The sequence below is a fragment of the Pseudomonas cavernicola genome, assembly GCF_003596405.1.
Lineage (GTDB): Bacteria > Pseudomonadota > Gammaproteobacteria > Pseudomonadales > Pseudomonadaceae > Aquipseudomonas > Aquipseudomonas cavernicola.
In genome coordinates this window covers 1,128,609-1,141,071 of record NZ_QYUR01000006.1, presented here as the reverse complement: position 1 = coordinate 1,141,071, position 12,463 = coordinate 1,128,609, and the positions used below count along the sequence as shown (strand labels likewise).

The following is a 12,463-nucleotide window of genomic DNA, read 5'->3' as shown; positions in this document are numbered from 1 at the left end:
GCGTTGCTGCGATAGCCGATCAGGCAATTGTGCTCATAGGGGGGGTGAGCCGCCTGGATCATGCACCGGAGATGATGCGCGTCCGCCGACAAACCGTTGAGCATCCGTTTGGGACGCTCAAATACTGGATGGGCGCTACCCATTTCCTGAGCAGGACGCTGCATCGAGTCAGTACCGAAATGAGCTTGCATGTGCTCGCCTACAACTTGAAACGGGTCATGAAGATTTTGGGTAGTGGTGCCTTGATGAAGGCAATCAAGGCCTAGGGCATGTGGCCTTTTTATCGGCGTTCTGAGTGGGTACAGCGGGTTCTTTGCGGAATAGACCCACAAGGCCAATTCGATAGGTTAGAAGCCTGTACAGGCCTCTAGTCCACCGAAAACTAACAATCCGTCGATTACGAAACGCTGGCTGCGCTTTTACACACTCTGGGCCGAAAGCGGACCTTGGCGAGATCGACAAAGTATCTTGGTGAACGATGGTTTTTGAGTGCGTCCAGTTTGCTCGGGCTTGCCGAGACTGAGCGGGGTTGGGGCTTGTGCCGCCCCAATCCCGCCGCTGCTATTTTTAGCCGCGCTGCAAGGCTGGGGTTCGCGCAGGGATCAAGCGCTTCGTCCCGGTCGACTCAAACGCCGAAGCCAGGCGCAGCAGCGCCGAATCGTCGTAGGCGCGGCCGGCAAATGTCAGGCCTACGGGCATGCCGATGTCCGCCATCACGCCCATCGGCACGGTGACCGTGGGCACCCCCAGGTGGCGGATGGCGAGATTGCCGTTGGCGACCCAGACACCGTTGCTCCAGGCGATATCCGCGGACTGCGGATTCACATCGGCATCTGCCGGGCCAACGTCGGCTACCGTCGGGAATAGCACCGCGTCGAGCCCCAACCGATCCATCCAGTCTTCGAGATCGATTCGACGCGTCTGCTCGAGTCCGCGCAGGCCATCGGGCAGCGTGGTGATCTCGTCCCACGGCGTAATACCGCGCTCGGCCATCCGCACATACTCATCCATGCCGGCGACCAGGTCGCCTTCGCGGTTGGGCAGGGTTCCCGGGTCGTGGGGGAAGATCAGCGGTCCGTTCACGTCGACCAGGCGGTTCAATTTCGGATCGCCGTTCGCCCGAAGGAAATCATCGAACGCCCAGGCCGACAGATCCCATAACTCGTGATGGAGGAACTCCTTGGAAACCAGGCCACGGTTGAACACAGTCGGTGCACCGGGACGGTCGCCCTCGCAATTCGAGACCAGCGGGAAATCGACCTCGACCACTTCCGCGCCGGCCGCTTCTAGTGCCTGGCGGGCCTCTTCCCAGAGCCCGATCACGGAGGGACGGGTGATGATGCGCTGCCCAGTCGGGCCGCCGATACCCGGTTTTTCGCTGGTGCCCGCTTCGGCATCGGCGTTGATAAACATGCGAGGTACGCCGAACCGCTTGCCGGCGAGCGCATCGGTATTCGCGGCAAGCGCCGGATAGGAGGTGGGGCGCACCGAGGCGACACTCGGAATGGGCACCCAGGGTTGCAGCCGCCACAGATCTCCGCGGGTGTCGGGATCATCCGCCACCACCACGTCCAGCACCTCGAGGAGGTCGGCCATGGTCCTGGCATAGGGCACGACCACGTCCATGGTCGGCGTCAGCGGCCAGTTGCCGCGCACCGAGATCACCCCACGCGACGGCGTGTAGGCGCACAGGCCATTGTTCGAGGCGGGCCCTCGTCCGCTCGACCAGGTTTCCTCGGCGAGACCGAAGGCCGCAAAACTGGCGGCGGTCGCCGTGCCTGCTCCGTTCGATGAGCCCGAGGCGAAGGGGGCGGTGAGATAGTCGGCGTTGTACGGGCTCTCCGCACGACCATATACCCCGCGCTGCATGCCGCCGTTGGCCATGGGCGGCATATTGGTCTTGCCCAGGCAGATCGCGCCGGCGGCGCGCAGCCGTTCGATGGTGAACGCATCGCGATAGGCGATGAGGTTCGCGAATGCGGGACTGCCGGACGCCGCTGTGAGCCCCTTCACCAGATAACTGTCCTTGGCCGTATAGGGGATGCCGTCCAGCGGGCCAAGCATCTCGCCCCGGGCCCGACGGGCATCGGAAGCCTGCGCCTCCTTGAGCGCATCGGGGTTGCGCACCACGACCGCGTTGAGGGCGGTGGGCGTGTCGGGGCCGTCGTAGGCATCGATCCTGGCGAGATAGGCCTGGACCAGCTCGACTGAAGTCGTTTGGCTAGATTCGAGCGCAGCGCGCAGTTCGGCAATGGAAACCTCGGTTACCTCGATCATGCTGTCACCGCTGGCTGCTGGTAGGGAATGCAACGAATGTCTCCATTACGCCGCACCTTGGGCTCAGGGACATCAGTTATCTCAAGATGGGTTCTCATATCGTTCCTCGTTTCACTGCATCACGCGACAGGGGCTGGACTTAAACCTGGGCTAGCCAGATGTCTTTGCCGGACGCTTACTTTTTGCCTACTGCAAAGCAGGCAAACGGTATCGATTACGGATTTTTATTCGATACTAATCGATTAAAACCCCAAGAAGAAGGCAAATTTCGCTTTTAAAGCCGATTTTTATCGGATATAAATAAACCATCCACTGCAGCGCCCTCGAGTCCTAAGCCCCGAGCCCCGAGCCCACCACAAGCCGGGATGGGGTGCAGTGCGCAGCGTCGGTAGCCATCGCCCCCGTGCGGGCTATCGCTACACTCGACCCATCCCGGCTGCACATGCACCGATCTTGCAGGTATAAGTGATGACTACCCTGACAACTACCCCACGCGCCGACGGCTTCCGCATGCCGGCCGAGTGGGAACCCCATAGCCAGGCCTGGATGGTCTGGCCCGAGCGTCCGGACAACTGGCGCCTGGGCGGCAAGCCGGCGCAGGCCGCCTTCAGCGCCGTGGCCAAGGCCATAGCCGACTTCGAGCCGGTCACCGTTTGCGTGTCCGCCGGCCAGTACGAAAACGCCCGCGAGCGTCTGGGCCACGGCAATATCCGCGTGGTGGAAATCAGCACCGACGACGCCTGGGTGCGCGACACCGGGCCGACCTTTGTCACGAACAGCAGCGGCGCCGTGCGCGGCATCGACTGGACCTTCAACGCCTGGGGCGGCCTCGACGGCGGCCTCTATGCCAACTGGGTGCGCGACGATCAGGTGGCGCGCAAGATCCTCGAGATCGAAGGCTGCGCCCGCTACCGCACCGACGGCTTCGTGCTGGAAGGCGGCTCCATCCATGTGGACGGCGAAGGCAGCCTGATCACCACCGAGGAATGCCTGCTCAATCGCAACCGCAACCCGCACCTGTCGCGCGAACAGATAGAGCAGATGCTGCGCGAGCACCTGGCCATCGACACTGTGATCTGGCTGCCGGACGGCCTGTTCAACGACGAGACCGACGGCCACGTCGACAACTTCTGCTGCTACGTGCGCCCCGGCGAAGTGCTGCTGGCTTGGACCGATGAGCCCAGCGACCCCAACTACCCGCGCTGCCAGGCCGCCATGCGCGTGCTGGAGGAGGCGCGTGACGCCCAGGGACGCCAGCTGCTAGTGCACAAGATGCCGATTCCCGGCCCCATCTACGCCACCGATGAAGAATGCGCCGGCGTCGACCTGGCCGCCGGTACCCAGGAACGCGATCCGTCGATCCGCCTGGCCGGCTCCTACGTCAACTTCCTGATAGTCAACGGCGGCATCATCGCGCCCAAGTTCAACGACGCCAAGGATGCCGAGGCCGAAGCCATCCTGCAGCGCCTGTTCCCCGACCACCGCGTGGTGATGGTGCCGGGCCGCGAGATACTGCTGGGCGGCGGCAATATCCACTGCATTACCCAGCAACAACCGGCGCCACAACGGCGCTAAGCCACCTGAAGTCTGGGCCGCACCTTGTGCAGCCCAGACTAGGCTGTGCCGCGCACAGCCCAGTTCAGGCCGAATGCCCCGCCGTCTGGGCCACGCTTTCCGGGTCCAGCGCGCGCAACGCCTCGTATTGGCTGACGAATACCTGGCCGCCGAAGCGCTGCAAAAAATCCGAGCGCTTGAGCTGGTCCATCACCGGCCCCTTCACCTCCGACAGATGCAACTGCACCCCGGCGCTCGGCAGCCGCTCGGCTATGGCTTCCAGCGAATCCAGGGCACTGGCGTCGATCAGGTTGACCCCCGGACACATCAGCACCAGATGGCGCACCTGTGGCCGCGTGGCGATCAGCTCGCCGATCCGCTCCTCCAGATAGCGCGCATTCCCAATCTGGTTGGGAGGCGTGATGCCGGCAGCCTCGGCGAATTCGAAAATTTGCTTATAGATCTGGGCAACACGACGCGCCGTCTCGCGGGCACCGCGCTTGATAATGCGTTGTAGGTTTTCGACCAGCATGGGCGTACTGATACTGCTGATCGGTAGCTTTCCCAGCCAGGGGTAGGCGTTGAGCTCAAGGCGCTGCCGCACAGTGCGGGTGTACTCCGGATCCCAGGAGGACTCGCGAATAGCTAGCCATTGCTTGGCAACCGATTCAAAGGTGTGTTGGTGATCAAGCTGGCTGACCGCTCTGGCCATGCGCCTTTGAAGCGAAGGGTCTTGGCCGCCTGCAAGCTGTGCGCGAGCGTCGTCACGCTTGGGCCGGGGCCCTGGAAGCCTCGAACACCGGGTTCTATAGTTAATCGTTCGTAGCTGAGGGTGCCGGTCTTGACGACCTTGAAAGCGATTTCGTCGGCAGCCCAGGCGATCGCACCTGTGGGCAGTTCAGCAATGCCTGGATTCAAGCCCTGACGGGCAATATGACCTGGCGTTTCTAAGCCCGGCAATCGCCTAGTAAGTTCCAACTCAAGGAGTACAAAGTCTCATGAGCATGTCACGTAAATTGCTGGTTGGCGTTGTATTGAGCAGCCTGCTGCTCGGTGGTTGTGTCTCGAAAGTGACAGAAAAGGAGCAGTATTCTGGCTTCCTGCCCAGTTACGATGGGCTGCAGGAAGTCACGACAGTGAGCGGCCAGAAGGCCATGCGCTGGGTGGCCCCGGGCTTCACGCCTGGCGCTTATTCCACTGTGGTGTTCAACCAGCTGGAGCTGTATCCCGCACCGAAGCCGAACGAGCGGGTCAACCTGCAAACCCTGCAGGATCTGCAGGCATTCACCAGCGCCAGCGCGAAGAGCGTACTGGCGCAGAAGTATCAGGTAGTCCCGACTCTTCAGGCGGCGCCAGCCGGCTCGCGCACCCTGATCATGCATGCGGCGATCACCGGCGTAACGGCCTCCAACGAAGGCATGAAATGGTATGAGGTGGTACCGGTAGCGGCTGTGGTGGGGGCGGCTTCCGCAGCCTCCGGCCATCGCGATCAGAATACCGAGTTGTACATCGAGGCCGACTTTATCGATGCGGCCTCCGGTTTGCCGGTGGCGAAAGTCGTGCGCAAGGTCTTCGGCAAAACTCTGGAAAATGAAAGCCAGGAGATCACCGCGGATGACTTCAAGGCCGCGATCAATGGGCTGACCGGCGATATGCAGGCGTTCCTCAAATAACTGGGAGATGTGCGGTCCGTTCAGCCTGCCGGGTTGTGCCGGGGACAGGGATGTCCCCGGCAACCGTAGTTAGCGGGTCAGACCATCACCCACGCCCAGAGCGATCCATTTGCTATTTCACCCGCTGCATTGGCGGCTGCTTCCACTGGCCTGCACTCAGGTGCCCCGGCGGAAACTCGCACCAACGACATGCAGCGCGGCGTCGCGGTAAATGCCCGCGACGAGTGAGGCGGCTAAGCGCGACGTGCGCTCACTGCGCTCGCTATTTCCCCGCGGCCGCATTGCCGATCGCTTCGATTGTCGACTCTCTCGTTTCACCGGGGTTACCTCCTCGGACTTCGTGACGCTTGGCGCCAAATCAACTCGTGCGCTTGCCGGAGATCGACCGCGCCAGCGAGCGCGGCGGCACGGAGAATCTGTTTGCCTCTGGTTTTATCATGCTGCTCATCGCTCCAGAGGTGCGCGATGAACGCTTTCGAACAGGAATCAGACGATTGATCTGTTTGTTCCTGTTGGATTCCCGTTCACGGTCGTTGTTTGGTTTCGGTCAATTCATTTGCTCTGGTTCGCGCGACTATTGCGCCGGGATGGTGAGCAAGGGCAGCTTCTCGTTGCCGCCGGTTTCCGCCAGCGTGAAGAAGAACATGACGGCCGTGAGCGCACGCTTGGTTTGCCAGTCGCCGTCGTCAATCCAAAACCAGTAATCGCGGTAACGCACGGCGGCAAAAACGTCCGCTGGCTTGTCCTTGCCGCTGTGAATCCGCACCTTGTCCTGCCGGGTCTCCGTGGCGGCGTGCTCGAAGGCGGGCAGCGCGCGGTGGTCCTTCAGGTGTGCCTGCGGCACGTCCGTGTAGCTCGCGAAGGCACCCATGATTTGCAGCATTGAGCGGCTGTTCACGGCCAGTTCGTTCTCCGCCCCGCGCATCGGCGAATAGGTGATCACGAATCTCTGCTGTTCGGCGGGCAGCTTGAGCAGCCGCCGGGCTTGCGCCGCCTTTTCCACGATGTCGGCGGGCACGTCGTCACGCCGGAAGAGTATGACTCCGGTCGCGCCTTTGGCATTGTCCTCCTCGACGCGCATCCCGACCGCACCGGCGGCTTGCACTTCGCGTATCAGTTGCAACGCGCGCACAAACTCTGGATCCGCCTCGCGCACCGCGCCCCCCGCGGTCGAACGATTGCGCACGCCGTTGAGCGACTCGGCGGTCAGGCCCAGGATGAAGTCCGCCGGATAACCCGCCTGGATCATGAAGAAGATGTTCTTGGGATCAATCGGCGTGATGAGTCCGCGCAAAAACTTTTGCCCAGTCAGCGGCATGTAGGTGATGGTGGGCCGGTCGGTGTAGATGGCCAGCCCGCTCCCCGAGAGGAAATCGCCCTGCACCGCTCTTTCCGAGGAGAGCGTGCCGGTGAGGTTCACGCCGGTTTGCAACGAGTAGCCGTTGACGATGGATGACACCTCCACGAACACCGGCAGGTCCATGTAGCGCAGCTTGACGATGTTCAGCAGCGTCTGCTGCTTCCACGAATCGGCGATCGAGGCGCTGTAGTCGAAACGATCCACCGCAATGGTGTTGGGGCCCAGATGTGTACAGCCCGCGAACAACGCAGCCGCTGCGACACACAGGCAAAGCTTCGTTGAGGCGAGGCAACGCAAGCGGCGCGCGACGGCGATGAGGTTTTGTCTGCGTGTGGTTTGCATTGTTGTGACCTTTCGGTGGGAGTTATTGGTCAGACCATCACCCACGCTCAGGGCGATCATTGGCTATTTCACCCGCAGCATTGGCGGCTGTTTCCACTTGCCTGCACTCAGGTGCCCCGGCGGAAATTCGCCCCACCGACATGCAGCGCGGCGTCGCGGTAAATGCCCGCGACCAGTGAGGCGGCTAAGCACGACCTGCGTTCACCGTGCGCGCTATTTTCCCGCTGCCGCTGCGCCTGGCGGGGCGAATCCGGGCGGCACCTTGAGCCACGGGAAGCCCTGCAACGCCATGTCATAACCGGTGTCGTAGAGCTTGCGCATGTATTGATTGTCGAACTCCTCCTTGTGGGGCGCGTTGAAGCTCGAGGGTATGAACCCGAGGTTGAAATCCACGCCGTCGCGCTGGGCGGTGGCATAGATCCGGTACAGGTCGCCGATGCCTTGGCTGTGGATCAACGAGGTGACCGCGCGCCCGGCGATGCTCATGGTGTTGCGCTCGACCTGCGCCCAGTCCGGGTCGAGCCGCGCGTTGCGTATCACGTAGAGCCTGCGCTCGCGGGTGACTCCGGCGGCCGCCGCCAGCTCTTTAACGCGGATCGCCGCCGGATAGGCGAATACCTGCGCCATGATGCCGCCGTCCACGTGCATTTCCTGGTAGGCCTTGCCGTCGACTTCCACGTCGAACATGGTCGGCGGAAAGCCTCCCGGAATCGAGGCGGAGGCGATCATGATCCTCACGAACAGGTCCAATGCCTTGGGACCGCCGTAGCTCGCGATTTTTCCCATGTTCCAGATGATGGGGCGGCGCGCATCGAGGTCGGCGGTGGCGATCAACAGAAAGCGGCCCTTCGCGTACTCGGCGGCGATCGCCTTGAGCATGTCCTCGTCCACCGATTGACGCGTCAGCTGCAACAGCGGTGCATTGTCCGCCATCGCATCGCCCAAAACGCCCGCGATGAAGCTGCGCGGCTCAAGGACGTCTTTCGGGGATATGGTGGTATAGACCTTCTTCAGCGTCGCATCGTACTTCGGCCCGAGAAAGACGAAAGGCGCAATCAGCGCGCCGGTGCTGATGCCGGTCACCAGTTTGAATTCAGGCCGCGTTCCTGTCGCCGTCCAGCCATTCATCAATCCCGCGGTGAAGGCGCCATTGTCACCGCCACCGGAAATCGCCAGATATACCGCCGGTGGCAGCGCCCCCTGGTGTCCCTGCTTCGCGAGGTAATCCTGTTCCCGCCGCAGCGCTTCAAGCCCGACTCGGGCGAGCTCGGTCATGTCGCCACCCGCGACATAACGCACCCCGGCCATGCCCGGGATCTCCGCCTTTGCCGTCAACTCGGGCGGCACCGCCGGCAGGCGCGGCGGCGCCATCGCGCAGCCCTGCATCAGCACTAACACGGCCACAATCAGGCTGGTGGTTTTCATCATCATTTATCTCTCTTGCTATGCCGTGTTGAACTCGATGAGTGGGTGGCCAGCTAACGTCGGGTTTCAGGACTTGCCGAATCACGGCCGGCATCAGTGGCACAGGGTAATGTCATCGTGCATTCGCTCTTGGAGGCTCCCTAGAACACCACCCCCACCAGCATTTTCAACAGTTCTTCCAGCGGCATCATGGTCAGTGCCAGCGGCACCATCGGCACCAGTGTGGCGACCACGATCTGGAGGATGGCGTCCTTAGTTATAGGCGCGAGACGCATGCCCCGCACCACCTCGTAACTATTGCCCAGATCGGCGAGGGACTGGATGTCGGCGCTCCCCACGAACGGCTCATCGGCAGGGGCGCCGCCACGCAGCCACTTGCTATCGAACTCGCGCACGTAACGCTCCGCCAGCGTGCCAAATTCGCTCCGGCCGGTGCGCTTCGCCTGAGCAAGCTGAGGCGTAAACATCAGGAGTGGGCCGAAGACCAGGCACAGCAGAAAAATGACCATCACAGCGATTTCGACCTTGAAGTCGGTCAGTGTGGCGCCGAGGTAGAAAATCCGGCCGGCGAGCAGTCCGGCTAGCACTGCGCCATGCGCTACCGCGAGCGGGGCGAAGGCGTGGGCGGTATTGGAGAGAAATCCCAGGCCGCCGAGGCGATCCGGATGCGCGGGAACCAGGCTCAACTCGATGCGTGACACCTGCCAGAGAAAGCGCGCCCAGATGAAGAGGCGGAAATACCAGCGCAACAGCAGAAACTGGAAGATCGGCAGGCTCACATAGCCATACCAGATTCCCGCGAACGAGGGCTTCGCGCCGTCCACGGACGGTGTCGCGTACCAGGTGGCGGTGTCGAGTGCCAGGTATTGGCGCCAAATGATCAGGACACCGACGAGATACACGAAGGCGATCAGCAGTACCTCGGCGGACACCGAGTTGCGCAGCCGAAATGCCGAAGCGATGGCGGCATCGAAGCGCGGCATGGCGCTGGCGGGAATCAAATGGCGTTCCAGAAATAGCGTCACCACGGAGCTCATGCGCCGGTGCACCACCAGTTCGGCTGCAATCAACAGGGGCAGCGCCACCAGGAAGCGGACGTGAACTTCCACGTCCAGCAGGAAGGGTACGGTCGCACTCCCGCCGAGCAGCTGCCCTTCCAGAGTCGAGAGCAGCAAGAGCGGTAGCCATACAAGCAGCGAGATCAGGATGATGCGCTGGCGCACCAGCAGCAGCGAATCGTCGGACAGGTGCGCCCGAATCAGAAGCTGGAAGAGCGGCCCGCCGAGGACGAGCGAGAAGTCTGGCGCAGCTGGGAACGGACCCAAACCATCGCTGGGTTCCGATGTCCGAGATTTCATTTGCAGTCCCTCCACATCGAGGCAAAGCGCATGGCGCTCAGCAGGATGGACAAGCGCGCTGGGCAGAAAAAGCCAGATGAATACTCATCCAGAGTTCCTCCAGAGCGGCAAAGGCCTGAGTTAAGGGCGTGCGGGCGGCCCGCACGCCCCCTTGAACGCTTAGTGAGGCGTCACTCACGCCCACTTCTTTCCGAGCTCTTCCAAGCCAGCCTTTTGTAAGTCCTCCGGGCTCATCAAGATGCGGAACTTGCAGTTGGCCTGGAAGTTAAGAAAGAAGGGCTCAGCAAAGGCAGGCACATCAGACGGATCTTGTACGTTAATCACAAAGATACCGCCGCGTTTTCCGTCTTGCTCCGTGAAGTAGGCAGTCTCCGGCTTGATTGATTCAAGAATGCGCCCAATGATCTCGCCCACCTTTCCGCTTCTGACTAACGAGTTGAATGGTTCAAGTGGAAACTCGGCCGTGAGTAGCATTTTCATTTGTGGACTCCCCTTTGTTGCGGCATTCAAAGGCGGTGCCGCTGGCGCCAAACTACAGATTAGGCGACTGCAGGCAGTTCCTCACAGAGTAGGCAACCATTGGAACCGCCTCTGGTGATTCACCATGAATCAGGCGGGAGTCACCAGCAGTGACTCACCGTGAATCACTGCTGGTATGCGTGAGCCAAAACGAAAGAACCGTCATAGTGGCGATTTGGCGGCGGTGCGCTCCAGACACTATTCCTCTTCGATAAGGACCTCCAACCGCCCGGACTTCACCGCCTTCACCAGGGCCGCATGGTCCTGCTCCGTCTGATCGGCATAGGCGAGGGCAAAGTCGCCCAATGCCTCATCGAAGCTGTCTCCGTTGCCCAGATAACCCGTGATGGTCGCGCTATCGCCCGACTTGGCATGGGCGCGGGCCAGGGTCAAGCCGCAGAATCCGGCATAGCGCTTGAGTTGTGTGGCTGTAACACCCTCGATAGGCACCGACATCTTCATGTCGCGCATCTGACGGACAAAAAAATCATGTCCCCCCCGCCCTCGCGTCCAACCCAGGAAAATGTCGCTGGAGGACTGCATGAGTCGCTGCCCCATGACGACACGCTGTCCCTGGTTCGTATAGTGGCTTTTCCCCGCATAGGGTTCGAGGACCGAGCGACAGGATTCCTTGAACTGGAGAATCAGCGGGTGGTTTTCTTCGGAGAGCATCAATCCGATCAAGCAGCGGGTGCCGACGCTGCCAATACCCACGACTTTCATGGCGGCGTCTACCAAGCGATAGCGATCCAGGAGGACGCGGCGTTCATCGGACAGCGTCGAACGGTAGTCCGCCAGCGCCTGGTGGACCGCTTCCATGAATCCTGGGGTGGCGACATGGAACAGGACCGGCGGTTGATCGACTATGCGGGGGTGCCCGGCAACCTACTCGGCAATCCTGGGGAAAACGTTTTCGACCACTCGCTCGCGGGCTTTATCGGCAAGTTGTTGGCGAGTCTTTTTCATTTTTTCATCAGGCGCCGTCTCAATCAGGGTTTGCATGTCCAGGCGCGAGTACCAGACCTCCAGTGGGTTCTTCTTGGAGTATTCGCGCAGGTTTTCCCGATAGGCGCGCGCGCAAGCCACAGCGGTTTCCCGTGATCGGGTATCGGACAGCCCAAAATCGCGGCCAGCGACCGCAAAACTGGCGGCCAGCCGTTTGATGTCCCACTCCCAGGGGGCCGGGAGGGTTTCGTCGAAGTCGTTGAGGTCGAACACCAGGTTGCGCTCCGGCGTGGCAAACAAGCCAAAATTCAACAGGTGGCAATCGCCACAGGCCTGCACCTGAACGCCGATGTTGGGTGTTCTGGACAGATCATGGGCCATGAGCCCCGCCGAGCCTCGGAGGAAGGTAAAGGGACTGCGGAGCATGCGGCCGTAGCGGATCGGCACCAGTTCCTGGAGCCGATCCTTGTTCGATTTTTCGAGGATCGCGATCGGATCCCGCTGCTTGGCCTTTGGTGTCCAGGCGGCGTGGCTGCTGCGCGGCACGCTATCGCGCAGCAGCTTCCCAGCATTGAGACGCTGTTCACGGGAGCGGAATAGCGGTGCGGCCTCTGCTGCCTTGGCGGCGTTGGTCTTCGCCTTGCTGGTCGTTCTCTTGCTGATGGCCATGATTGCACCCCGCTCATTCCCGTTTCAGCATCCTCTGCCACAAGAGTTCTCAGTTGGCCCACAGGCTCATGCACTGCCCCCGTGTCGGTCTTCCCATAATGAAAGACGAACCTTCGGCCTTGTGCACGCCCATAACTCAGATTTCCCGGGCGAGCGAGCGTTGCGGAGCGACGATGACGCATACAGACCTGGGCTAATCTTTGACATTGAAGCGCATGATCGGAGTGCCGATCCTCTCGGCGAGGGTCATCGATATCCGAGTAAATGTACCGGGCGGTACATCCAAGCGTGACGTGGCATCAACCGGGACCGCTGACTCAGGGCCGAACTGGAGAAGGGCA

General features: G+C 61.5%; 7 protein-coding genes and 4 pseudogenes. 3 read left to right on the top strand and 8 right to left on the bottom strand.

All coding sequences use genetic code 11. The features are described from left to right. Positions 1-50: 50 nt before the first annotated feature. Positions 51-266, top strand: a pseudogene (locus tag D3879_RS21460) (transposase); the annotation flags it as partial. Positions 267-567: 301 nt separating this feature from the next. Here the strand turns inward: D3879_RS21460 and D3879_RS21455 are convergent. After that, positions 568-2,277 carry an amidase gene (locus D3879_RS21455; protein ID WP_119956377.1) on the bottom strand — a complete coding sequence of 570 codons (1,710 nt, stop codon included), beginning with the start codon at positions 2,275-2,277 and terminating at the stop codon, positions 568-570. A 468-nt stretch (positions 2,278-2,745) separates the two neighbouring features. On the opposite strand from D3879_RS21455, the gene aguA reads away from it, so the two are divergent. Beyond that, positions 2,746-3,852, top strand: a complete 1,107-nt coding sequence (aguA, locus tag D3879_RS21450) for an agmatine deiminase (RefSeq protein WP_119956237.1) — start codon at positions 2,746-2,748, stop codon at positions 3,850-3,852. Between the two features lie 64 nt (positions 3,853-3,916). Here aguA and D3879_RS26725 read toward each other — a convergent pair. Both D3879_RS26725 and D3879_RS27940 read right to left on the bottom strand, forming a co-directional pair. After that, a pseudogene (locus tag D3879_RS26725) lies at positions 3,917-4,231 on the bottom strand (sodium-independent anion transporter); the annotation flags it as partial. Between the two features lie 21 nt (positions 4,232-4,252). After that, positions 4,253-4,543 (bottom strand): annotated as a pseudogene (locus tag D3879_RS27940) (tyrosine-type recombinase/integrase); the annotation flags it as partial. Positions 4,544-4,829: 286 nt separating this feature from the next. Here D3879_RS27940 and D3879_RS21440 point away from each other — a divergent pair. Then, positions 4,830-5,504 carry a DUF3313 domain-containing protein gene (locus D3879_RS21440; RefSeq protein ID WP_119956235.1) on the top strand — a complete coding sequence of 225 codons (675 nt, stop codon included), beginning with the start codon at positions 4,830-4,832 and terminating at the stop codon, positions 5,502-5,504. A gap of 574 nt (positions 5,505-6,078) precedes the next feature. Here D3879_RS21440 and D3879_RS21435 read toward each other — a convergent pair. The 5 genes and pseudogenes from D3879_RS21435 to D3879_RS21415 all read right to left on the bottom strand — a co-directional run bounded on the left by D3879_RS21435 (position 6,079) and on the right by D3879_RS21415 (position 11,879). Continuing rightward, positions 6,079-7,206: a hypothetical protein gene (locus D3879_RS21435; RefSeq protein WP_177412467.1), complete on the bottom strand. Its 1,128-nt coding sequence runs from the start codon at positions 7,204-7,206 to the stop codon at positions 6,079-6,081. Positions 7,207-7,419: 213 nt separating this feature from the next. After that, positions 7,420-8,637 (bottom strand): patatin-like phospholipase family protein, encoded by a 1,218-nt coding sequence (locus D3879_RS21430; protein ID WP_177412466.1) that lies wholly within the window; start codon positions 8,635-8,637, stop codon positions 7,420-7,422. 134 nt (positions 8,638-8,771) lie between these two features. Beyond that, positions 8,772-9,989, bottom strand: a complete 1,218-nt coding sequence (locus D3879_RS21425) for a hypothetical protein (protein ID WP_119956233.1) — start codon at positions 9,987-9,989, stop codon at positions 8,772-8,774. 174 nt (positions 9,990-10,163) lie between these two features. Further along, positions 10,164-10,469, bottom strand: coding sequence for a panthothenate synthetase (locus D3879_RS21420; protein ID WP_119956232.1), 306 nt, complete (start codon positions 10,467-10,469; stop codon positions 10,164-10,166). A gap of 237 nt (positions 10,470-10,706) precedes the next feature. Further along, a pseudogene (locus D3879_RS21415) lies at positions 10,707-11,879 on the bottom strand (DUF2252 domain-containing protein). Positions 11,880-12,463: the final 584 nt, after the last annotated feature.

Coding starts and splice junctions, on each gene's coding strand:
- D3879_RS21420 (WP_119956232.1), bottom strand. CDS start 10,469: ATGAAAATGCTACTCACGGCCGAGTTTCCACTTGAACCATTCAACTCG.
- D3879_RS21455 (WP_119956377.1), bottom strand. CDS start 2,277: ATGATCGAGGTAACCGAGGTTTCCATTGCCGAACTGCGCGCTGCGCTC.
- aguA (WP_119956237.1), top strand. CDS start 2,746: ATGACTACCCTGACAACTACCCCACGCGCCGACGGCTTCCGCATGCCG.
- D3879_RS21435 (WP_177412467.1), bottom strand. CDS start 7,206: ATGCAAACCACACGCAGACAAAACCTCATCGCCGTCGCGCGCCGCTTG.
- D3879_RS21440 (WP_119956235.1), top strand. CDS start 4,830: ATGAGCATGTCACGTAAATTGCTGGTTGGCGTTGTATTGAGCAGCCTG.
- D3879_RS21425 (WP_119956233.1), bottom strand. CDS start 9,989: ATGAAATCTCGGACATCGGAACCCAGCGATGGTTTGGGTCCGTTCCCA.
- D3879_RS21430 (WP_177412466.1), bottom strand. CDS start 8,637: ATGATGATGAAAACCACCAGCCTGATTGTGGCCGTGTTAGTGCTGATG.